Annotated in this window: 18 protein-coding genes; 10 read left to right on the plus strand and 8 right to left on the minus strand. The window is 66.2% G+C overall.

The genetic code is table 11. From position 1 onward, the window contains the following. Window positions 1-22 precede the first annotated feature (22 nt). Together N2K98_RS08480 and N2K98_RS08485 are read left to right on the plus strand one after the other, a co-directional pair. Complete coding sequence (locus N2K98_RS08480; RefSeq protein ID WP_255865523.1) at window positions 23-1,327, plus strand: cation:proton antiporter; 1,305 nt, start codon at window positions 23-25, stop codon at window positions 1,325-1,327. A 48-nt stretch (window positions 1,328-1,375) separates the two neighbouring features. After that, on the plus strand, window positions 1,376-2,107 hold the full coding sequence (locus tag N2K98_RS08485; protein ID WP_255865524.1) for a YqjF family protein: 732 nt from the start codon (window positions 1,376-1,378) through the stop codon (window positions 2,105-2,107). Here the strand turns inward: N2K98_RS08485 and N2K98_RS08490 are convergent. From N2K98_RS08490 to N2K98_RS08510, 5 genes are all read right to left on the minus strand, one after another. Continuing rightward, complete coding sequence (locus tag N2K98_RS08490; protein WP_255865525.1) at window positions 2,056-2,616, minus strand: SRPBCC family protein; 561 nt, start codon at window positions 2,614-2,616, stop codon at window positions 2,056-2,058. The two genes, N2K98_RS08485 and N2K98_RS08490, sit on opposite strands and share 52 nt — an antisense overlap. Window positions 2,617-2,770: 154 nt before the next feature. Then, window positions 2,771-5,086 carry an alkaline phosphatase gene (locus tag N2K98_RS08495; RefSeq protein WP_255865526.1) on the minus strand — a complete coding sequence of 772 codons (2,316 nt, stop codon included), beginning with the start codon at window positions 5,084-5,086 and terminating at the stop codon, window positions 2,771-2,773. Between the two features lie 112 nt (window positions 5,087-5,198). Beyond that, window positions 5,199-5,819 (minus strand): L-threonylcarbamoyladenylate synthase, encoded by a 621-nt coding sequence (locus tag N2K98_RS08500; RefSeq protein ID WP_255797810.1) that lies wholly within the window; start codon window positions 5,817-5,819, stop codon window positions 5,199-5,201. Window positions 5,820-5,915: 96 nt separating this feature from the next. Beyond that, window positions 5,916-7,415, minus strand: a complete 1,500-nt coding sequence (locus N2K98_RS08505; protein WP_255865527.1) for an HNH endonuclease — start codon at window positions 7,413-7,415, stop codon at window positions 5,916-5,918. A gap of 566 nt (window positions 7,416-7,981) precedes the next feature. Further along, window positions 7,982-8,956 (minus strand): glycosyltransferase, encoded by a 975-nt coding sequence (locus tag N2K98_RS08510; protein ID WP_255865528.1) that lies wholly within the window; start codon window positions 8,954-8,956, stop codon window positions 7,982-7,984. Window positions 8,957-9,052: 96 nt separating this feature from the next. Between N2K98_RS08510 and N2K98_RS08515 the strand changes: the two genes are divergently transcribed. The 3 genes from N2K98_RS08515 (at window position 9,053) to N2K98_RS08525 (ending at window position 13,588) form a co-directional block, all read left to right on the plus strand. Further along, window positions 9,053-9,286 (plus strand): zinc-ribbon domain-containing protein, encoded by a 234-nt coding sequence (locus N2K98_RS08515; protein ID WP_229952025.1) that lies wholly within the window; start codon window positions 9,053-9,055, stop codon window positions 9,284-9,286. A gap of 276 nt (window positions 9,287-9,562) precedes the next feature. Further along, window positions 9,563-11,200, plus strand: a complete 1,638-nt coding sequence (locus N2K98_RS08520; RefSeq protein ID WP_255798162.1) for a ribonuclease J — start codon at window positions 9,563-9,565, stop codon at window positions 11,198-11,200. 336 nt (window positions 11,201-11,536) lie between these two features. Beyond that, a complete protein-coding gene (locus N2K98_RS08525; RefSeq protein WP_255865529.1) occupies window positions 11,537-13,588 on the plus strand; it encodes a transglycosylase domain-containing protein in 2,052 nt (683 codons plus the stop codon). Window positions 13,589-13,590: 2 nt separating this feature from the next. On the opposite strand, the gene N2K98_RS08530 is transcribed toward N2K98_RS08525, so the two are convergent. After that, entirely contained in the window at window positions 13,591-13,842 is a 252-nt protein-coding gene (locus tag N2K98_RS08530; protein ID WP_255797806.1) for a helix-turn-helix domain-containing protein, read from the minus strand. Window positions 13,843-13,972: 130 nt separating this feature from the next. Here N2K98_RS08530 and N2K98_RS08535 point away from each other — a divergent pair, with 130 nt between their 5' ends. Next, window positions 13,973-15,313: an alpha-amylase family glycosyl hydrolase gene (locus N2K98_RS08535; RefSeq protein ID WP_255865530.1), complete on the plus strand. Its 1,341-nt coding sequence runs from the start codon at window positions 13,973-13,975 to the stop codon at window positions 15,311-15,313. On the opposite strand, the gene N2K98_RS08540 is transcribed toward N2K98_RS08535, so the two are convergent. Both N2K98_RS08540 and N2K98_RS08545 read right to left on the minus strand, forming a co-directional pair. Then, window positions 15,310-16,059, minus strand: coding sequence for an SDR family NAD(P)-dependent oxidoreductase (locus tag N2K98_RS08540; protein WP_255797804.1), 750 nt, complete (start codon window positions 16,057-16,059; stop codon window positions 15,310-15,312). The genes N2K98_RS08535 and N2K98_RS08540 overlap by 4 nt on opposite strands. Continuing rightward, window positions 16,043-16,756 carry a TetR/AcrR family transcriptional regulator gene (locus tag N2K98_RS08545; RefSeq protein WP_255797803.1) on the minus strand — a complete coding sequence of 238 codons (714 nt, stop codon included), beginning with the start codon at window positions 16,754-16,756 and terminating at the stop codon, window positions 16,043-16,045. The genes N2K98_RS08540 and N2K98_RS08545 overlap by 17 nt, the downstream gene beginning before the upstream one ends. A gap of 325 nt (window positions 16,757-17,081) precedes the next feature. On the opposite strand from N2K98_RS08545, the gene N2K98_RS08550 reads away from it, so the two are divergent. From N2K98_RS08550 to kdpC, 4 genes are read left to right on the plus strand one after another with little or no spacing between them, the layout of a single operon-like run. Beyond that, entirely contained in the window at window positions 17,082-17,171 is a 90-nt protein-coding gene (locus N2K98_RS08550) for a potassium-transporting ATPase subunit F (RefSeq protein WP_227921892.1), read from the plus strand. After that, window positions 17,171-18,832, plus strand: coding sequence for a potassium-transporting ATPase subunit KdpA (gene kdpA / locus N2K98_RS08555; protein WP_255797802.1), 1,662 nt, complete (start codon window positions 17,171-17,173; stop codon window positions 18,830-18,832). The genes N2K98_RS08550 and kdpA overlap by 1 nt, the downstream gene beginning before the upstream one ends. 2 nt (window positions 18,833-18,834) lie before the next feature. Next, window positions 18,835-20,985 (plus strand): potassium-transporting ATPase subunit KdpB, encoded by a 2,151-nt coding sequence (gene kdpB, locus N2K98_RS08560; RefSeq protein ID WP_255797801.1) that lies wholly within the window; start codon window positions 18,835-18,837, stop codon window positions 20,983-20,985. Window positions 20,986-21,030: 45 nt separating this feature from the next. Next, on the plus strand, window positions 21,031-21,639 hold the full coding sequence (gene kdpC / locus N2K98_RS08565; RefSeq protein WP_255797800.1) for a potassium-transporting ATPase subunit KdpC: 609 nt from the start codon (window positions 21,031-21,033) through the stop codon (window positions 21,637-21,639).

Raw genomic sequence — 21,639 nt, forward strand, 5'->3', positions numbered from 1 at the left:
ATGCCGAAGGTAATGTCGGGGGGTGTTTGACGGACCCAGCCTTGTCTTCCTTGCAGCCGGCCTAGCAGTTTTCCTTGCAGCAGTGCTGCCCAAGGTGCTGCGCAACGTTCCGGTTTCCATGCCCATGGTGTTCCTTGGTGCGGGCATGCTGACGTTCAGCCTCCTGAAGGACCTGCCGGACCCGGATCCGGTGCGCTATGGGGAATTCACCACGCACCTGACCGAGGTGTGCGTGATCATTTCCCTGATGGGCGCGGGACTGGCACTGGACCGGCCGGTCGGCTGGCGGCGGTGGTCCACCACCTGGCGGATGCTGGGCATTGCCATGCCGCTGAGCCTGCTGGGCCTGACCCTGCTGAACCTGTGGATCCTCGGACTGGGCCTGGCAGCGGCCGTCCTGCTGGCCGCGGCGCTGGCCCCGACCGATCCGGTCCTGGCCTCCGAAGTGCAGGTGGGCGAACCGGCCGACGACGAGGAAGAGGACTCGGAGCACGAAGCCGAGGACGAGGTCCGGTTCGGCCTGACTTCCGAAGCCGGGCTGAATGACGGCCTGGCCTTCCCGTTTGTCTACCTGGCCATCGGCATGAGCCTGGTGGGGACGGCGCCGTCGGACTGGTTCCCGCACTGGATCGCCGTGGACGTTTTCTGGCGGATCGGGATGGGTGTCCTCCTCGGCCTCGTCACCGGCAAGGTCCTGAGCCGCCTCTTCTTCTCCGCACGGCTGGAAAGCATCCGCCTTTCCAACCACTCCGAAGGCTTTGTGGCCCTGGCGGCCACGTTCCTGGCCTACGGCATCACCGAGATGCTGGACGGCTACGGTTTTGTTGCCGTCTTCGTCTGTGCCGTCACCATCCGGGCCGCTGAACGCACCCACGGCTACCACCGGGTGCTGCACAGCTACGTGGAGCAGCTGGAGCGGCTGCTGACAGTGGTCCTGCTGCTGCTGCTCGGCGGCGCCATTGCCCGCGGACTACTGTCAGGCGTCGGCTGGCGCGAGGTGGCGGTGGCCGCCGCATTCCTGCTCTTGGTCCGGCCCCTCGCCGGATGGGTGGGTCTGCTGGGCGGCCGGCCCGGCCCCCGCGAGCGGATGGCTATCGCCTTCTTCGGAGTCCGCGGCATCGGCTCCCTCTATTACCTCGGTTACGCGTTGGGCAAGGGGAACTTCGACGGCGCGGAGCAGCTGTGGGGCCTGCTTGGCCTGGTGGTGGCCTCATCCATCGTGCTGCACGGGATAACGGCAGCACCGGTGATCAACCGGTTGGACCGCATCCGCCGCAAGACGGCCGTGGAACGCTTCGGCGAAGAACGGCCGGATACGGCGGTCTAGCCCGAGCCTGCCCTTTCCGCCCGGCCGGCGCGCTGTTACCTTGGCGCCATGGGTACCCCCGTCCACGGCACGGAGGATCCCTGGCCCGCGGGACCAAGGGTGACGCCGCCGATACTGATGGCCCAGACCTGGGCCGGCACGGTTTTCCTCCACTGGCGCATTCCCGCGTCTGCTGCCGCCCCGTACATGCCGCCCGGCGTCGAACCGGATGTCTTCCACGGTTCCACCTGGGTGGGGCTCATCGGTTTCCGGGCGCCGCAGACCGAGCTCGGCAGGGTCTCCGTGCCGTTTTTCGGATCCTTCACCGAGGTTAATGTCCGCCTGTATTCGCGCGGCAGGGACGGCAGCCGGGGAGTGCTGTTCCTGAGCCTGGATGCCTCGAGGCTCGTCCCGGTGCTGGCCGCCCGTTCGCTGCGCATCCCGTACGTCTGGTCCCGCTGCCGTCCCACCCGTTCGGGGTGGGGGGTGGGGTACGACGTCGAGCGGTTCGGGAGGCAGGCCCGCTCGTCTTTCGCGGTGGTGCCGGACTATGCCCGGCAGGCTGACGATGAGCTGTCCGTCCTGCTCACGGCACGCTTCGGACTGCACGCGGCTTTCGCCGGCCGGACAGCGTTCATTCCCATCTCGCACCGGCCGTGGCCGCTGCATCCGGCACGGCTGACGCACTTTCACGATGAACTGGTGCCTGCGGCCGGACTTCCCGTCGAGGGGCCGCCGGACACGGTGCATTACTCGCCCGGGGTGCGGACCTTGTTCGGCAGTCCGCGACGGGTGGCCTGAGCCAGCTCCCGGCGCAGGCCGCGTTCGCCCTGCCGCATCAGCAGCGAGTGGGCGGCAGCGAAGGCCGGCCGTGCCACGGGGGTGAGCAGGCGCATCCAGCGCCGTGTGGGCCGTACCCGCCAGTCGATGTCCATCCGGGTCTGCGCTGCGTCATCGGGGGCGTTCCCGGGGGTGGCTGCCGCTATGGGGAACAGGCGGATCCTGCCGGTGCCCGCCAGGTCTCCGCCGGCGTCGAACTCTATGATCCGTGGCCGGACCGCGGCGGTGGGTTGGATGGTGATGGACAGGTCGTAGCCCAGGGCGGCACGGAAGCGCAGACGGACGGTAGTGGCCAGCAGCTGCGACGTTGGGTCTGCGGTATCGGCGCCCGGATCGGTGGCGAGGTCCTGGAGCGTGCAGCCGGGCCACCAGCGCGGCCAGCTCATTTCCGGGCTGGCCACGGTCTCCCACACCGCCTCGGGGGTCGCATTGAGCAGCCAGCTGGAGGGGAGGATGTAGAGACCGGGCATTAGTTCAGCATGCCATCCGGAATCTGTCCTGCCGAAACGGCACCGTACTTGGACAGCGCCGTACTTGGACAGCACCGTGCCGGGACCGATGCTTCGGTCCCGGCACGGTGTCCGGTGTTTAGCCGTTCTTTGCTGCCGGAGTCCTTGAAGGAACTCAGGGGCGGTAGGCCCGGGGCAGGTCGAAGCCCCGCTCCTCCATTACCGCGCGCAGCCGGGTGGGGTAGTCGGTGATGAGTCCGTCGACACCCAGGTCAATGAGCCGGTGCATGTCTGCCAGCTCATTGACGGTCCAGGGAATGACCGGCAGGCCGAGTTCGTGTGCCTCGGCGATCATCTCCGCTGTGACGGTGGTGTAGATGGGGGACAGCACGTCGTAACCCTGGGCATGGGCGGCACGGGCCACGGACCCGCCGAAGTCATCTATATCGATTCCGCCCAGCTGCGGCGCTGCGCCCGGCTGGCCTACGCCGAGGTCTTCCGGCGTGCTGGCCAATGCCACCCGCGTCAATTCCGGGGCGATCCGCTCGAGCAGGTTCAGGGTGGACCAGTCAAAGGACTGGATGGTGGTGCGGCGTTCCCGGTTCGCATCCCGGACCACGTCCACCACCGCCTCGGTCAGGGCCACACTGCCCGGCCCGCCGGCCTGGCCCTCCTCGACCTTGGTTTCGACATTGAACTGGATTTTGCGTGCACCGTATTCCCGGGCGAGGCGGTAGACATCGCTCAGCTCCGCAATCCGGTTGCCCTCCGCGACATCCTGCTCCGGGTAACCCGGCAGCTGCTGGTAGCCGCAGTTCAGGGTCTGGAGCTGCAAAAGGCTCAATTCCGCTACGCGGTCGCCCACGTAGGGGAATTCCGGATCCCCGGAAGTGGCAGGGGCCGTATCAGCGCATTTTGTGGTCAGGATGATGTCGTCGTGCCAGACGATCACCCGGCCGTCCTCGGTCAGGTGCGTGTCCAGTTCCAGGGTGGTGACGCCCAGTTCCAATGCGTGTGCGAAGGCTGCCAGGGACTCTTCGGTTACTTCGCCGCGTCCGCCGCGGTGCGCTTGGAGGTCAAAGTCCCGTTCCGTGCCGGAGCGCATCACCGAAACCATGACATCGAAGATGTTGGTGTTCTCGTAGACGCCCGTCAGCATTTCTGCGCCGGGTCCCATCGCGGTCAGGGGTACGTCGTCGCCCGTATGGCCGCCGGTAGTCCAATCGATCTGGAACTGCTGGTCGGAACCAGCGACGTCGAACGGACCTTCCTGCACCGGGCTGTCCGGGTTGGAAGCATCCCCCAGCGGTTCGATGGTCATACCGCCGGTCTGGTGGTCGCCGACGGTGATCAGCAGGGTATTGCCGTCCTGCTCGGCGAACTCCTTGGCCAGGGCGACGGAGTTGTCGAACTGGATGCCGGACTCGATGGTCAACGCCCCGTTATTGACATGGCTCATGGCGTCGATGCCTTCTTCCTCCACCATGAGGAAGAAGCCGTTGTCATCCTGGTTGTTATTCAGGACGTCAATGGCTTTCCGGGTCATTTCGGTCAGCGGAACCGTGGGCTCGTAAGCCTCTTCGACGTCGTCCCCGTACTGGAACATCTCCTCGTTCGCGAAGAGTCCCAGGAGCATGTCGCTATCTGCCGCCTGCAGGCCGGGCAGATCCCAGACGTATTCATACCCCTGGTCTTGGGCCTCTTCCACCAGGTTGCCCTCGGTGCCGGCACTTTCCTCGGATTCGTCCTCTGCGGGATTGTCGGGGTACCTGCCCGGATTGCCCGCCGGGTACCAGTAGTCCTCGCCGCCGCCCAGGATCACTTCCGGGTGGGAACTGCGCAGGAACTGGGCAGCGATGGCGCTCTGCTCATCCCGGTCCAGTACATGCGAGCCGAAAGCGGCGGGGGTTGCATCCGTAACCTGGGCGGTCGTAACCAGTCCGGAGGACTTTCCGAGCCGTTCGGCGATTTCCAGCGCCGAGGTCACGGGCTGCTGCTCCAGATCCACACCGATGGCGCCGTTGTAGGTTTTCACCCCGGTGGCCATGGACGTGGCCGCAGCGGCCGAGTCGGTGATGAAAGTGCCGGGATCCGCGGAGTTGGTGTGGACCCGGCCCACCTCGGGCAGCGAATCCATGGCCAGTTCCCCGCTCAGGCCTACCGAGGCCAGCCGGATGGCGTCGCGTTGAGCCGTCCCCATCCCGTCGCCGACCATCAGGATCACGTTGACGGCGTCGTCGTTCCCGTGCCCGCCGCCGTCGTCTGTCGGTGAGGGGGTCGGGGTCTTCGTTGGTGTGGGTGTTCCCGTAGGGGACGCGGTGGAGGTGGAAGTTGCGGTGGGAGTGGGTGTGGAAGTCTTGGTGGGTCCGGGGGAGCCGGTGGGATGGCCGTTCCCGCCGCCTATGCCCGGAAGCCCGGTACCTACGCCGCATCCCGCCAGGACGCAGATACCCAATATCGCCGTCGATAGTGTTTTAGCCGTCTTCTTCATGTGGTTTCCCCTGCGAGTGCCTAGCGATGGTTCCCCCTGACGCGTGCCAGACTTCGTGCACGCCAGGGGAGAGTCAACCGCAGGAACCGATAAAGGTTCCGGGCTGCAGGGGTTACTCGAAGGGCGTCGGATCTCCGGTTCCGCGCCGCACGATTTCCGGCGAGTCACCGGAGAAATCGATGACTGTTGTGGGCTCGGGGCCGCAGAACCCGGAATCGATGACGGCATCCACCTGGTGGTCCAGACGCTCCTTGATTTCCCAGCCCTGGGTCATGGGATCCTCATCGCCGGGCAGCAGCAGTGTGCTGGAGAGCAGCGGTTCGCCGAGGCCGTCCAGGATCGACTGCACCACCGTGTTGTCCGGGATGCGCACGCCGACGGTCCGCTTCTTGGGCTGGAGCAGCCACTTGGGCACTTCCTTCACCGCCGGCAGGATGAAGGTGTAGCTTCCGGGGGTGGCGGCCTTGATGCTGCGGAACACCGAGTTGTCCAGCTGCACGAACTGGCCCAGCTGCGCGAAGTTGCGGCAGACCAGGGTGAAGTGGTGCTTCTCGTCCAGCTGACGGATCTGCCGGATGCGTTCCAGTCCCTCCCGGTTGCCCAGCTGCACTCCCAGCGCATAGCAGGAGTCGGTGGGGTAGGCGATCAATCCGCCGGATTCGAGCAGGTTCACAATCTGGCCGATGGCCCTGGGCTGCGGGTTTTCCGGGTGTACGTCAAAGTATCTGGCCATCTCCACAGCCTACCGGTGGCGGCCGCTGACCGGGACTGACGGGGACTGCCTGCGAGCGCTCGCTGTCCGACGACGCTGTCCGACGACGCCGCCCGGCTATGCAGCCCGGATCAGATCCACCACTATCCTTTCGACGGCAGAGAGGTCCGCCTCAACAGGAGCACCTGCCAACGGCGGCGCAGTGGAACGATATGTGTGTCCGGTTGGGGTGGAGGTCTCCACCGTGTGGGCGGGTAGTGCGGGTGAGCCTTCCCCGGCCACGCCCGCCACGCCGGTTTCTGTGCCGGTTGCAGATGTTGCGCCGGGAGGTTTGATTACCTTCGCAGACCAGCCCGGCGCTTCCTTGGCGTGGTTGCACGCTTCGCAGAGTCCTTGTCCGTTCATGAGGCTGGTGGGACCTCCGTCGCTGTGCCGCCGGACATGGTCGAACGCTCGGATTGGAGCACCACACCACGGCATCCGGCAGGTGGCGTCCCGTGCAGCGATGAACCGGGCCAGGGAGGTGGGGAACAAGCGTGCCCGGGCGTCCATAGCGACCAGCTCGCCGGTTTCCGGAGCCGTGTACAGCCTGCGGATGAAGGTCTGGACATCCTTGGCGGGTCTGTCGCTCCGATCCCGAGGACGGCCCCTGTTCGTGCCGCCGGGCGGGGCGTCGCCGGTGCCATCGGCGTCACGACCGGCGTTCTCCCTGAACCGGCTCTCGCCCTTGCCCTTGCGGTTACCGTCATCGCGAACGCCCTTGGCCCCATCCCGACTGCGGACCAGATCCCTGGCCCATTGCGCCGGAACCGGACCGTAGCCAGGAACGAAAGCCGGTTCTGATTCTCCGGCCAGCAGCGTCCGGTCCGTCATCACCAGCTGGACCTCCACCTTCATGGCGTCCGCCTGTGTCTGACCGGTGATTCGGCCTACAAGTGTGTCCGCCATGATCTGGCCGCGGGTACGCCCGTCCCCGGCTGCGGCCAGCCGGTCTGCCTCACGGGAGAGGGCAGCGTAAACGCCTACACCTTGGGCGACCGGCAGAAGTCCCGTCAGGTACGTCATGGTGTCCGGCGCGGGACGGCAGGAAACGAAACGTTCGGATGCAGCCTTGGCCGCCCGGTTCACGGCAGCTTGCGGGTCCAGCCGGTAAGAGGCACCCCTGGCGCGGGAAATCAGCTGCCGATCTCCCAGGGTTTCCAGCAGCTCCGGATCCCCGGCCACTTCCGCATCCACGCGCTGCCGATCTTCTTTGCTTAGGCACGCGGTTTCACGCACCAGCAGTGTGGCCCGCCATTCGTTGATCTTTCCGTGGCTCAGGGCGTAGAGGGTGCAGGGCATGTCCTGCGTCAGGGCCTTGGCGAACCCCAGCAGGCGCCCGCCGCGGTTCGCCGAGTCCCTCCGGGCCAAAGCGATCTGCGAAGCTACGCCCCATCCCTGCTTGTCCCTAGGTACTCCCTCCAACGCCTGCTTCCGGCGCTGCGAGGCGTCAAACGCCGCGGCGGCCCGGGCCTGCGCTGCCGATGCTGCTGCCTTCAGCTCTTCAAGGGCACGAATCCGGTCGATCAGCTCTGTGTCCGGCTCTGGGGCATTCTCAGCGTCGCCATCCTCACTCAAAACGCCCACCCATGCGTTCACTAAGGCGCTGCTGACACGGGAGGGGTCAGCTCTAAAGTGGTGTTCCGCCGGACGATATTCGAACATGTGTTCGAGTCTATCGACGGTAAGCGGCAAGGAGAAGGAAGGAAATACCTGAACTACTACCTGTCTTTGCGGTCCGCTTAGCCGGGGTCAAATGCCTGGCCGGTTGCTGGTGCCGGGCGCGCGTTTCGGCCCTGACGGAGCCTCGGCCGCCAGATGTGGGGCGCGGGCTTCCGAGCGGGACCCGGGGGGGCTCACTCTCGGCTTCGGTGCTCGGCGGGATGGCTCCAACCAAGCCCTTATGTGGGCTCATAGGCGGAACGTGTGGGTTAGGTTCCCTGCCGCGGGTGCTCGCAGGTTGGTCCAACACTCCCGGGGGTGTGCTCACAGGCGGAAACTTGTCCTGAGGTTAGGCCCCGGAGTTCAGCACTCGCAGGCGGGCTCCCGACTCACCCTGGAGTTGTGCGCTCGCAGGACGAAGACCCAACCCGGCTTACCCCGACCTTCGGCGCTCGCAGGTGGAAGCCCCCCCCGAAGAGCCCCTAACCCAACCCCCGAAGCTCCCGGATCCGGCGCACCGAGTGCGCAGCCATCCTCAGTCGCGCACCTGAGTAGGGGATGCCGCCCCGCAGCCGCCAATACACGGCCAGCCAGACACACAAGGCCCGCTCAACCAGCCACAGTGGAGCCCACAGCGCCGACGACGGGCCGAACACCTGCCGGCCGCCGTCGCGCCGTCGCCCGTATTCTGCGGCTGCAGCGGCGGAAACGGCCAATGCCGCCAGGCGCAGAGGCTTCCGGGCACTCCAGCACAGCACCGGAAGCAGCGACAGCTCGGCAGCCAGCCGCAGCGGCTGGGCAAAATCGTCGTAGGCCTGACGCACGCGCTGCCGGAAGAAGAGCGCTGTGGAGGAGGGGAGCCGGGCGACAAACAGGTCATTGGCACGCACCTCCACACCGCCGGCCGCCCGGACGGTACGCAACAGTTCGAGGTTCTCGAACAACACGTCCCCGCTGTAGCCGCCGGCCTGCCGAAGGACCTCGGTCCGCACCGCGAGCGTTCCCGGGTAGTCGGCACCGAACGCACGGTTCAGGAGGATGCGGCCGGTATCCCACCGGGCATGCCACGGCAGGGGAGAGGGCGAGGAAAAGTAGTTCTGTGGACGCACGACGTCGGCCGCCTCCAACAGCGCGCAGATCCGTTCCAGCTGCTGCGGCGTGTAGCGGACGTCGTCGTCGGCAATGATGAGCTGCTGCCCCTCGGCCAGGTCGACGCCGGTGAGGACGCCGTCGACTTTGCCGTTCCGGCACTCGGGGTGCTTGGGTCGACAGTGGAACACTCCGGCAGGGAGGGCCCGCTCGTGACGGGAGTACAACTCGTCGCCGGAGCCGTCCACCACCAGGACCCGCACGTGCCTGCTGAGCAGTTCCAGATATTCCACCAGCTCGTTCAGGCCGGTGTCCTCTGCCCACTTCAGCGGCAGCAGGTACTCCAGTTGGGGGAGGCGGCGTTCCATGCCCGAAAGATATCCAACACCCCTGTTCGTAAGCAACCTTAGTAAAAGCCGCGTGTCCGCATGCCCCGGCCTGCCCGCCCGACGTAGAGTGGTCGGATGTTCGTGCTCATTGGATTCAAGACCGTGCTCTCATCACTCTTTTCGCGGCCGGCCACCTGCCAGTACTGCGGCGTCTACGCAGAGCAGTATGTGGAAGAGCGCGCTAACCGGTTGACGCTTTTCTTCATCCCCGTCCTCACCACCAGCCGCCGCTACGCCTTTACCTGCTCCAACTGCGGCCGCAGCACCGGGATCAACAAGTCGCAGAAGAACGCCCTGCAGCGGGGCTGAGCCGTTTCCGCACCGAAGGAATCAGGCCGCCGAACACCCTCCGGAACCGCCCGAGACTCTCCGGGAGAGCCGGGTGTCCCCGGCGCGCCGGAAAAGTCAATAGAATGAAAGAAGCACAACAGCTGTCGGCCCTGTTCTGGCCGCACCACAGACTTCCGGAATGCCGCCGTACGGCTGCCGTTCCACCCTGCAATCCGCTCCCCAACGAAAGAACCCTCATCCGTGAATAGAACACCTGCCGTCCTGAAAGCCCCCCGGGAACTCGCCAAGGGAACCATGCGTGTCATGAACCTCGGCGGCCTTGGCGAAATCGGCAGGAACATGACCGTTTTCGAATTCGACGGCAAGCTGCTGATCGTCGACTGCGGCGTGCTCTTCCCCGAAGAAGAACACCCGGGCGTAAACCTGATCCTGCCGGACTTCACCGCCATCCGCGACCGCCTGAACGACGTCGTCGCCGTGGTCCTGACGCACGGCCACGAAGACCACATCGGCGGCGTGCCGTACCTGCTTCGTGAGCGCTCCGACATCCCCATTGTCGGCTCCAAGCTGACCCTGGCGTTCATCGAGGCCAAGCTGAAGGAACACCGGATCAAGCCCAAGCTGATCCAGGTCAAGGAAGGCGACCGCCGCACCATTGGCGGCTTCGACCTTGAGTTCCTCGCCGTGAACCACTCCATCCCCGACGGCCTGGCCATCGCCATCCGCACGGCGGCCGGCATGGCGCTGCACACCGGCGACTTCAAGATGGACCAGTTCCCGCTGGACCGCCGCATCACCGACCTCACCGGCTTCGCCCGGCTGGGCGTGGAGGGCGTGGACCTGTTCTTGACCGACTCCACCAATGCCGAGGTCCCCGGCTTCATGGCTTCGGAGAAGGAACTGGCCCCGGCCATCGACACCGTGTTCCGCACCGCCCCGCGCCGGATCATCGTTTCCAGCTTCGCCAGCCACATCCACCGCATCCAGCAGGTCATCGACGCGGCATCGCGCTACAACCGCAAGGTCTCCTTCGTGGGCCGCTCGATGATCCGCAACATGACCATCGCCGAGGAACTGGGCTACCTGAACATCCCCAAGGGCATCCTGGTGGACTTCAAGTCGCTGCAGCGCACCGATGACCACAAGGTTGTGCTGATCTGCACCGGTTCGCAGGGCGAGCCCATGGCTGCCCTGTCCCGCATGGCCAACAAGGACCACCAGATCCGCATCCACGAGGGTGACACGGTGTTGATGGCCAGTTCGCTGATCCCGGGTAACGAGAACGCCATCTACGGCATCATCAACAACCTGACCAAGATCGGCGCCAATGTGGTGCACAAGGGCAATGCCAAGGTGCACGTCTCCGGTCACGCCAGCGCCGGCGAGCTCGCCTACTGCTACAACATCGTCAAGCCGCGCAACGTGATGCCGGTGCACGGGGAATGGCGCCACCTCAAGGCCAACGGAGCCATCGCAGAGGCGACCGGAATGGATCCCCGCGACGTGGTCATCGCGGAAAACGGCATGACCGTCGACCTGCGCCGCGGCCGTGCCACGATCTCCGGCAAGCACCAGGTGGACCTGGTCTTCGTGGACGGCGACAGCGTCGGCCATACCACTGAGGAGACCCTGAAGGAACGCATGCAGCTGGCCGAGGAAGGCGCCGTCACCGTCCTGGCCCTGGTCGACGCCGACACCGGCACCATCGCCGAGCCCGCCGAGTTCTTCACCAAGGGCTTCACCTGCAAGCCCGAGGACCTGCGCAAGGCGGAGGAAGCAGTGGAGAAGGCCCTGGCCAACGCCGCCGCGGGCAGCCGCCGCGGACCGAAGAGCGAGGACCTCGAAGACGTCATCGAGCGCGCCGTCGCCAACTGGATGCGCCGCTTCTACAACCGCACGCCGGCGATCACCGCGATTGTCGTTGACGCCTAAGCCGCCGCAGCTGTGAGGCTTTAGCCAGCACACCAAAGGAGGGGCCGTAAGTCGCACCAGCGACCTGCGGCCCCTCCTTTTGCACTGCCCGAAGTGCGGGTTTGCTGTGATCTTGTTCTCGCAGGGCTTCCGGGTCGGCCCCGCTGCGGGTTGCCCGGAGCGCGGAGCGGCACCGGCCCGATCCCAGTGCTGGAGCGGGATTCCGGCCCGCTTCGGGGACGCCGGATCCACCCGCCATTACCCGATGTGACTCATTCGGTCAAGACCCTTCACAGACAAACTCGATAACTTGTAGGGATGCGTCCCCCCACATCCTCATTCCTCGAGAGACTTTCCGTGCCCGGACGGTTAGTCGCGTTCCTCCTCGTAAGCCTGCTGGCCGGCGTGTTGGCCGCCAGCACCCTGATCCCCATGGCGGCAGTCGCAGCCACGGGCACGGACATGGCCGTCGGAGTGCTGGACCAGCTGCCCGACGAGCTGGAAACCGGCCCCCTGGACGAGGGATCGAAGATCTACAGCGCCGACGGCGTGCTGCTGGCCACCTTCTATGCCCAGAACCGGGTTCCGGTGGAGCTGGACGAGATGTCGCAGAGCATGCAGGACGCCATAGTCTCCATCGAGGACGCGCGCTTCTACGAGCACAACGGCATTGACTTCATGGGGATTGCCCGTGCCGTGGCCTCCAACGCCTCGGGCTCGAATACGCAGGGCGCCTCGACCCTGACCATGCAGTACGTGAACAACGTGCTGATCAGCCGTGACATCGCCTCCGGCAAGGGCGGCAGCGACCTTACGCTCAGCGGTACCAAGGACATGGGGGACAAGCTCCGGGAAGCCAAGCTCGCCGTCGCCGTGGAAAAGGAGTACTCGAAGGAGGAGATCCTCGAGGGCTACCTCAATATCGTGCTCTTCGGGGGACAGACCTACGGTGTGGAGGCTGCGGCCCAGAGCTACTTCGGCATCTCCGCCTCGGAGCTCAATCCGGCACAGTCGGCCATGCTGGCCGGCATGGTGCAGTCGCCCAGCCATTACAACCCGTTTACCAACCCCGAGGGGACGCAGGCACGCCGGGACACCGTGCTTGCGGCCATGCTGAAAAACGACAAGATCAGCCAGGCCGAGTATGACGAAGCGGTGGCAAGCGGACTGGACCTGAACCCGCAGACGGTGACCTCCGGATGCACGGGAGCCGAGATGGCGCAGTACTTCTGCAGCTATGTGGAACAGACCATCCTGCAGTCGGAAGCCTTCGGCGCCGACGTCAAAGAGCGCGCCAAGCTCCTGGCACGGGGCGGGCTGACCATCAGGACCACTCTGGACTCGAGGCTGCAGTCGCAGGCACAGAAGCAGATCGAAGCCCAGGTTCCGGTGGGGGATCCCTCCGGGGCCGGCTCTGCCATAGTTTCCGTGGAACCGGGTACGGGCAAGATCCTTGCCATGGCCCAGAACACCGAGTACACGCCGGAGCTTGGCAACGGTAAGACCCAGCTCAACTTCAACGTGGACGCGGACATGGGCGGCACCCCCTACGGTTTCCAGCCCGGCTCCACCATGAAGCCCTTCACCACCGCCGCCTGGCTGGCGGCCGGCCACGGACTCAACGACACCATCGACGCCACGCGCACGTCCTACCCGGCAGGCTTCGACTGGAAGGCCAGCTGCCTCGGCCCGAATGCGGAGTTCGACGAATGGAAATTCAAGAACGCCTCCGAGGGCTTTGAGAAGAAGATGACCGTTGCGGAGGGCCTCCGGCAGTCCGTCAACACGGCCACCGTGGCGCAGGCAGCCCAGCTCGACCTGTGCGACATCCGGGATACCGCCACCAGCATGGGTGTCCACCGAGCAGTGGACGGGGAACCCCTGGAAGTCACCAGTCCCTCCTTTGTCCTCGGCGGACAGGAAGTCTCCCCGCTGACCATCGCTTCGGCCTACGCCACCTTCGCCAGCGGCGGCGAGTACTGCAAGCCCACCGCCCTCACCGAGGTGACCGACGGTTCCGGCAACGCCTACGACGTCGACACAGCCGAATGCACCCGCGCCATCAGTGCGGACGTGGCCGCCGCCGTGACGCAGCCGCTGCAGAAACTGGTCGAGGGGTCACCGGGCAGCATCCACCCCATCGGCGTACCGGCCGCTGCCAAGACCGGCACCACCGACATGTCCGAGCAGACCTGGACCGTCGGCTACACCACCGGCATTGCCACGGCGTCCTGGGTGGGGAACTGGAACTCCTACTCCTCCCTGAACAACCAGGAGATCAACGGCGTCACCCGCTCCTACGTGGACGGATCCGCCATTGCCGGTGCCCAGTGGACCGACTACATGAGCGCCGTTGCCAAGCTCTACGAAGCGAAGGACTTCCCCTCCGTTCCGGACAGCATGCTCTAGGGCTAGATGCAGGTGCCGGTGTAGGGATCACACAGGGACTGGCCGGTGGGGACGGCGGCAACGCCGTCGCCGCCGGAGACCAGCCGGAGCGCACCCATCTCTTCGAGGGCGGTCAGCACGTTGAGGGTTTCAACCCCGCCCAGGTCAAACTCCTCCGCGATGTCCTGCGGCTGGACCCTGCCGTAGCGGCGGACGTAGTCAATGACGCGCTGCTGGGTGGAAAGCTCGGGCTTGGAATCGGCTGTTGAGGCCATGGTGTCCTTCTCTTGTCCGGTTGGTTCTCCTCTTTTAAGCGCCGCCGGCCGGGAGGAAATTCCCGAAGGTAAGCGTGCTGATGGCAGACTGTAAGAGGCATTACTCCACCACGCGAAGGGAACTAAACGCATGACGACGCCGGACTGGGTGGAGCACGTGGTGTGGTGGCAGGTCTATCCGCTGGGCTTTGCCGGAGCGGAAAAGTCTGCGCTCCCGGAGCAGGCCCCGGCACGGCACGGGCTGGCGCAGCTGGTCCATTGGCTCGATTACCTCGTGGAGATGGGGGCCTCCGGGCTTGCCCTCGGGCCGGTGTTTGCCTCCGAAACCCACGGGTACGACACCACCGACTATTACCGGATCGATTCCCGGCTCGGCGACGATGCCGACTTCGACGAACTGGTGGCCCAGGCGCACGCACGCGGGATCAGGGTGCTCCTTGACGGCGTCTTCAACCACACCGGCCGCTCCTTCGCCCCCTTCCGCCAGGCGCTCGAGCAGGGCCCGGGGGCGACGACGGCGGACTGGTTCAGCTTCACCTGGCCGGACGGCTGGACGCCGGGCACGGAGCCCGGGTATCGAGACTTCGAGGGCCATCACCACCTGGTGGCCCTGAATCATGCCGAGCCGGCGGTGGCGGACTTCGTGGCCGACGTGATGAAGCACTGGCTGCGCCGAGGTGCCGACGGCTGGCGGCTGGACGCTGCTTACGCCGTGCCGTCGTCGTTCTGGGCGCCCGTGCTGGATGACGTCCGCACGGAGTTCCCCGACGCCTACTTCGTGGGGGAGTACATCCACGGGGACTACCCGGCGGAGGTACGCGCCGGGCACCTGGATTCGGTGACCCAGTACGAACTGTGGAAGGCCGTCTGGAGTTCGCTGGCGGAAGCGAACTTCTACGAACTGTCCGCGGCGCTGGAGCGGCACAACACGTTCCTGGACACCTTTGTGCCGTTGACCTTTGTCGGCAACCATGACGTCACCCGCATCGCCAGCCGCCTGGCGCCGTCGGGCCGGCTCGCACACGCACTGGTGCTGCTGTTCACCCTGCCGGGCACCCCGACGGTGTACTACGGTGACGAGCAGGGCTACCGGGGCGACAAGGAGGACCGTGCCGGAGGGGACGACGACATCCGTCCGTCCTTCCCGGCTTCCCCCGGGGAGCTTTCCGCCGTGGGGCAGCCGCTGTACCACCTGCACCAGGAACTGATCGGCCTGCGCCGCCGGCACCACTGGGTGCATGCCGCCCGCACGCGGGTGCATTCGCTGGCCAACGAGCAGCTGGTCTACGAGGTGTTCGACGCCGCCCACTCGCTGTTCGTGGCCATGAACCTTGAGGACGCGTCGGTCACCGTACAGGTGCCCGAAGCTGCCCGGGACGTCCTGGCCGGCGCGGGCGGGCTGGACGTTCCGGGCAGGCGGCTGGCCCTGCCGGCGAACGGCTGGGCAATCCTGGCGCCGACCGGCGGCTAGTACAGCTTGATGGTTCCGCCGTCGGCCATGAGGGTCTGGCCGGTCAGGTACTGCGAATCCTCGCTGGCGAGGAACACCACGATGGGGGCAATGTCCGTTTCGGGATCGCCCAGGCGGCCCAGGGGTACGCCGTCGACGACTTCCTGGTAGGCCTCCGGGAAGGCCTGGCTCCACTGGACGATGCCGGGCGTCAGGGCGACGGGGGAAACCACGTTGACGCGGATGCCGTCCACGGCCCATTCATTGGCGGCCGTGCGGGAAATGGCGCGGATGGCTTCCTTTGCCGCGGCGTAGGCCACCTGGTTCGGCAGGCCCTTGATGCCGGCGCCGGAGCCGAAGTTGATGATGCTGCCCCGTGTCTTCTTCAGTTCCGGGTATGCCGCACGCATCAGGTGGAAGGTTGCCATGGTGCCCGTATTGAAGGACAGGTCCCAGATCTCCGGCGTGGTTTCCATGATGGGCGCCTGCTTGGACGCGTGCGCGTTGTTGACCAGGATGTCCAGGCCCCCGAAACGCTCGACGGTTTCGGCAACGATGGCAGCGGCGTTCTCGGGCTTGGAAATGTCCTTGGCGATGAAAATGACCTCGCCCTTGCCCTCAAGATCGGCCAGCAGCTTGTCGCCCTGCGCCTGGTCGATGTCCACCACTGCGACTTTGGCGCCTTCGGCAAGGAAACGGCGGACAATGCCCTGGCCGATTCCGCCGGCCCCGCCGGTGATGATGGCGGTCTTATTGCTGAGTTTCATTTTCTTCCTTCCATGAAACCGGGCGGGTAGGGCCGCCCGGAGCTTTGTTGAGGTCCTGTTCGACGCCGGCAATGAAGCTGGCGACGAAGAAGTCCAGTGAGCGGCGCGAGCCCGAATAGCTGATTCCCCGGGCCTGGAACCGGGCCGCCTGCGGGTGCTGCGCGACGGCGTCCGGCGCCCAGCGGAGGTGGCCGTCCGGCCCGGGGCCGTCTGCCTTCCCCGGGGGACCGAAGTGGGCAGCAGCCGTGATGGACGCAGTGCCGATCACGGCCGCGGAAATGCCCAGCAGGCAGTCGAAGCCTTCGTCCTCGGTCAGGCCGGCCGAGACCAGCCGGGAGAGCACCAGCTCCACCTCGGCCGGGGTGGCCATGTTCACGAGCCGGCGCGGAGTCAGCACAATGCGCAGCAGCCACGGGTGGGCGGTGAAGGCCCGCCACTGGGCATCGGCCAGGTGGCCCAGGGTTTCCTGCCACGACAGGTTCCGGGCAGGCAGGAGCGCGTAGTCCTTGGTGGCGGCATCGGCCATCAGCAGCAGCAGTGCGCTGCGGTCCGCCACATGGCGGTAAAGTGCCATTGCTGAAACCCCGAACTCCGCCGCAACCCTGCGCATGGAAACGGCATCCAGGCCGTCCGCGTCCGCTATCCGGACTGCGGCCGCAGCTATCGCGGCGGGGCTGAGGGGGTGGTTCCTGGACACGGCAGTTCCTTCGGTGGTTGTCAGTTTACAGTGTATACCGCGCCGGCCCGGCCATGTCCCGCCTCGGTGTCCCGGCGTCGCAATAGGCCGTTTGCATGGGCATTCCGTAAGGGTTTGGAGTGCCGGCGTGAGGAAACCGTGAGGATGGCCTTTTACGCCCGGGCCAGGGCATCTAATCGAATGCGGCACAAGGTGTGCCCGTGCTGCCAAAGCGGCGGCACGCTCAACGGCTGGGGGCAATTCCCGTGCTTGACGTTTTATTTGTAGTGGGCTTCGTAGGGCTTTTCGCTGCGTTTGTCCTGATGGCCGGGGCGGTGGAAAAGCTGTGATCGTTTTCAACGTCCTTGCACTCTGCCTCGGGGTGGCGGCCGTCGGCTATCTCCTGGTGGCACTTGTCCGACCGGAGCGGTTCTGATGGGCGGCTGGGTAACGGCCGCACAGGTACTCAGCCTGGTGGTCCTGCTCGCGGCGGTCTACCGGCCGCTGGGCGACTACATGGCCCGGCTTTACTCCTCCGAAAAACACCTCCGTGCGGAGCGCGGCTTCTACCGCCTGATCGGAGTGGACGGTTCCTCCGGCCAGGCCTGGCAGAGCTACCTGCGCGGAGTGCTGGTCTTCTCCGGGGCCAGCATGCTCCTGCTTTACCTGCTGCAGCGCCTCCAGCACCTGCTGCCGGGCTCGCTCGGCCTTCCGGCGGTGCCCGAGGCCCTGTCCTTCAACACTGCGGCTTCCTTCGTGGCCAACACCAACTGGCAGTCCTACTCGCCCGAGGTCACCATGGGATACGCGGTGCAGATGGCCGGCCTGGCGGTGCAGAACTTCCTGTCCGCAGCTGTGGGCCTGGCCGTGGCCGTGGCACTGATCCGCGGCCTGGCCGGCCGCAACTCATCCACCATCGGCAACTTCTGGGTGGATTTGACCCGCAGCGTGCTGCGGCTGCTGCTGCCCGGGGCTTTCCTGGGCGCCGTGGTGCTGATCCTCGGCGGCGTGATCCAGAACTTCAACGGCTTCACCTCCGTCACCAACCTTCTCGGCGGAACCTCCACGATCCCCGGCGGGCCGGTGGCCTCCCAGGAAGCCATTAAGCTGCTGGGCACCAACGGCGGCGGCTTCTTCAATGCCAACTCCGCGCACCCGTTTGAAAACCCCAGCGGGTGGACCAACCTGGTGGAAATCTTCCTGATGCTCGTCATCCCGTTCAGCCTGCCCCGCACGTTCGGCACCATGGTGGGGGACCGCAGGCAGGGTTACGCCATCCTGGCGGCCATGGCCTCCATCTTCACGGTTTCCCTAGCGGCCATGACCGCTTTCGAATTCGGTGCCGCGGACGGTGCAGCCGGTTCCATGGAAGGCAAGGAACAACGGTTCGGCATTGCCGCGTCGACGCTCTTTGGCTCCACCAGCACGCTGACGTCCACCGGTGCGGTGAACGCCATGCATGACAGCTTCAGCCCGCTGGGCGGCATGATGGCAATGCTGAACATGATGCTCGGCGAAGTGGCGCCGGGCGGCGTCGGGTCCGGGCTCTACGGCATGCTGATCCTGGCGATCATCACCGCGTTTGTGGCCGGGCTCCTGGTGGGACGCACTCCCGAGTACCTCGGCAAGAAAATCGGCCCGAGGGAAATCAAACTCGCCAGCCTCTACATCCTCACCATGCCCACCCTGGTCCTGGTCGGGACGGCGCTGAGCTTCGCGGTTCCCGGCATCCGGGCAGACATCGAGGGCACCTCCATCCTGAACACCGGACTCCACGGCTTCAGCGAGGTCCTGTACGCCTTCACGTCGGCAGCCAATAACAATGGCTCCGCGTTCGCCGGACTCACGGCCAACACACCGTGGCTAAACACTGCACTCGGCGTGGCCATGCTTGTGGGCCGCTTCCTGCCGATGGTCTTCGTGGTCGCCCTGGCCGGAGCCTTCGCCGAGCAGGGCAAGGTCCCCGCTTCGGCCGGCACCCTGCCCACCCACCGGCCGCAGTCCGTGACGCTGCTGTGCGGCGTCACCGTGATCGTGACTGCACTGACCTTCTTTCCCGTACTCGCGCTGGGTCCCCTGGCGGAAGGACTGCAATAACCATGTCCACACTTACCAAACCCCTGGAGTCCGAAGCGGCTTCGGAAGGGGCTCCCGCCGCCCGCGGCATAACCGCAGGCTCGCTGGCCGCCGCCCTGCCCGGAGCCTTCCGGAAACTGGACCCGCGGCTGATGGTCCGCACCCCGGTGATGTTTATCGTCGAAGCGGGTGCAGTACTGATCACCGCGATCGCCGTCGCAGAGCCCTTCCTCGGCGGCCCGCAGGACTCCGGCGGCACCCCCGTCCCCGGTGCTTTCTCCTGGCTGATTGCCGGCTGGCTCTGGGCCACCGTCATCTTTGCCAACCTCGCTGAAGCCGTGGCCGAGGGCCGCGGGAAGGCGCAGGCGGCCAGCCTGCGCAACAGCCGGGCCACCACCACCGCCTACCGGCTGGAGGGTTACGACTCCGGCCGCGATCCCGCCGGCCTCGGGGCAACCATCTCGGAGGTCCCCTCGGCCGACCTTGGGCTGGACGACGTAGTGGTGGTCGAGGCCGGGCAGATCATCCCCGGCGACGGCGACATCATTGACGGCATCGCGTCCGTGGACGAGTCGGCAATCACCGGCGAATCCGCCCCGGTCGTCCGCGAATCCGGCGGCGACCGCTCGGCGGTTACCGGCGGTACCCGGGTCCTGTCCGACCGGATTATTGTCCGGATCACCAGCAAGCCCGGGGAAACCTTCGTAGACCGGATGATCCGGCTCGTTGAAGGCGCCGCGCGGCAGAAGACGCCCAACGAAATTGCCCTGAACATCCTCCTGGCCACGCTGTCGCTCATCTTCATCGTGGTGGTGCTGACGCTGAACCCGCTGGCAAGCTACTCCTCCGCCACGGTCAGCATCCCCGTCCTGGTGGCCCTGCTGGTCTGCCTGATCCCCACCACCATCGGCGCGTTGCTTTCGGCCATCGGCATTGCCGGCATGGACCGCCTGGTCCAGCGCAACGTCCTGGCCATGTCCGGCCGTGCGGTGGAGGCCGCCGGTGACGTCACCACGCTGCTGCTCGACAAGACCGGCACCATCACGTACGGCAACCGCCAGGCCGCCGGGTTCATCCCGATCAACGGCACCGACAGCACCGACCTGATCGACGCCGCCGTGTTGTCCTCCTTCGGTGATCCCACCCCGGAGGGCAAGTCCGTTGTGGACCTGGCCGCCGCGAAGGGCTGCCGCCCGGAACCGCCGGCGGGCTCCACCAGTGTTCCCTTCACTGCCCAGACGCGGATGAGCGGCATGGACTTCCCCGACGGGGCGAAGATCCGCAAGGGCGCCTCCGCCGCCATCCTGGACTGGACGGCGGAGTCCGGCGGCATCGACGTCGACGTCCTGATCGCGGTCGAGGACCAGGTCAAGAAGATATCCACCGGCGGCGGTACTCCGCTGCTGGTGGCCGTTCGGGACGCCGACGGCGGCACCCGGGTGCTCGGTGTGATCCATCTGAAGGACGTGGTCAAAGACGGCCTGAAGGAACGCTTCACGCAGCTGCGGGCCATGGGCATCCGGACCGTGATGATCACCGGCGACAACCCTTACACCGCCAAGGCCATTGCCGCCGAGGCAGGCGTGGACGACTTCCTGGCCGAAGCCACCCCCGAGGACAAGATGGCCCTGATCCGCCGCGAACAGGCGGGCGGGCATCTGGTGGCCATGACGGGCGACGGCACCAACGACGCCCCGGCACTGGCCCAGGCCGACGTCGGCGTGGCCATGAACACCGGCACGTCCGCGGCCAAGGAAGCCGGCAACATGGTGGACCTGGACTCGGACCCCACCAAGCTGATCGACATTGTCGGGATCGGCAAACAGCTGCTTATTACCCGCGGCGCCCTGACCACCTTCTCGATCGCCAACGACATTGCCAAGTATTTCGCCATCATCCCGGCGATGTTCGTGGGAATTTTCCCCGGCCTTGCCGCACTGAACCTGATGCAGCTCCACTCTCCGGCCTCGGCCATCCTCTCCGCAGTGATCTTCAACGCGGTGATCATCGTGGCGCTGATTCCGCTGGCGCTGCGCGGCGTGAAGTACCGGGCTGCCGGATCCTCCTCGATCCTCAGCCGCAACCTGCTGATCTACGGGGTGGGCGGCGTAATTGCGCCGTTCATCGGCATCAAGCTCATTGACCTGCTGATCAGCCTGGTCCCGGGGTTCTGACATGGCAACCATCATCCGCACCATCCCCTTTACTAGGAGCAGGAAATGAACCCCGTCCGCAGCAGCATGCGCCAGCTTGGCGTCTCCCTCCGCGCCCTGGCGGTGCTTACGCTCCTGCTCGGCGTCGTATATCCGCTGGCAGTGGCCGGGATCGGCCAGGCCGCTCTGCACGGCCGGGCCAACGGTTCGATGGTCAGCAGCGGCGGCAGTGAAGTGGGATCCGAGCTGATCGGCCAGCCGTTCACGGACGCCGACGGCGCGGCGCTGCCCGAGTGGTTCCAGTCCCGGCCTTCCGCAGCGGGGGACGGGTACGACGGCGGTGCCTCCAGCGGTTCCAACCTCGGCCCGCTGAGCGAGGACCTGGCCGCCGCCGTAACGGAGCGCCGGGCCGCCGTGGCGGAGCTGGAAGGTGTGGCTCCGGAAGATGTCCCCGCCGATGCCGTCACGGCATCGGGGTCCGGACTGGATCCGCACATCAGCCCGGAATACGCCCGGATGCAGGTAGACCGGGTGGCCGCCGAACGCGGACTGGATCCGGAGCAGGTGCAGGCCCTGGTGGACGAGGCCACGCAGGCACCGTTCGCCGGAGTTCTCGGGAGCAGTACCGTCAACGTGTTGCTTTTGAACATTTCGCTGGCGGAGCTGGACACTTAG

The sequence above is a fragment of the Arthrobacter jinronghuae genome (assembly GCF_025244825.1).
GTDB lineage: Bacteria > Actinomycetota > Actinomycetes > Actinomycetales > Micrococcaceae > Arthrobacter_B > Arthrobacter_B jinronghuae.

Coding starts and splice junctions, on each gene's coding strand:
- N2K98_RS08490 (WP_255865525.1), bottom strand. CDS start 2,616: ATGCCCGGTCTCTACATCCTCCCCTCCAGCTGGCTGCTCAATGCGACC.
- N2K98_RS08520 (WP_255798162.1), top strand. CDS start 9,563: ATGCGTGTCATGAACCTCGGCGGCCTTGGCGAAATCGGCAGGAACATG.
- N2K98_RS08515 (WP_229952025.1), top strand. CDS start 9,053: ATGTTCGTGCTCATTGGATTCAAGACCGTGCTCTCATCACTCTTTTCG.
- N2K98_RS08540 (WP_255797804.1), bottom strand. CDS start 16,059: ATGAAACTCAGCAATAAGACCGCCATCATCACCGGCGGGGCCGGCGGA.
- N2K98_RS08510 (WP_255865528.1), bottom strand. CDS start 8,956: ATGGAACGCCGCCTCCCCCAACTGGAGTACCTGCTGCCGCTGAAGTGG.
- kdpC (WP_255797800.1), top strand. CDS start 21,031: ATGAACCCCGTCCGCAGCAGCATGCGCCAGCTTGGCGTCTCCCTCCGC.
- N2K98_RS08530 (WP_255797806.1), bottom strand. CDS start 13,842: ATGGCCTCAACAGCCGATTCCAAGCCCGAGCTTTCCACCCAGCAGCGC.
- kdpA (WP_255797802.1), top strand. CDS start 17,171: ATGGGCGGCTGGGTAACGGCCGCACAGGTACTCAGCCTGGTGGTCCTG.
- N2K98_RS08535 (WP_255865530.1), top strand. CDS start 13,973: ATGACGACGCCGGACTGGGTGGAGCACGTGGTGTGGTGGCAGGTCTAT.
- N2K98_RS08495 (WP_255865526.1), bottom strand. CDS start 5,086: ATGAAGAAGACGGCTAAAACACTATCGACGGCGATATTGGGTATCTGC.
- kdpB (WP_255797801.1), top strand. CDS start 18,835: ATGTCCACACTTACCAAACCCCTGGAGTCCGAAGCGGCTTCGGAAGGG.
- N2K98_RS08500 (WP_255797810.1), bottom strand. CDS start 5,819: ATGGCCAGATACTTTGACGTACACCCGGAAAACCCGCAGCCCAGGGCC.
- N2K98_RS08485 (WP_255865524.1), top strand. CDS start 1,376: ATGGGTACCCCCGTCCACGGCACGGAGGATCCCTGGCCCGCGGGACCA.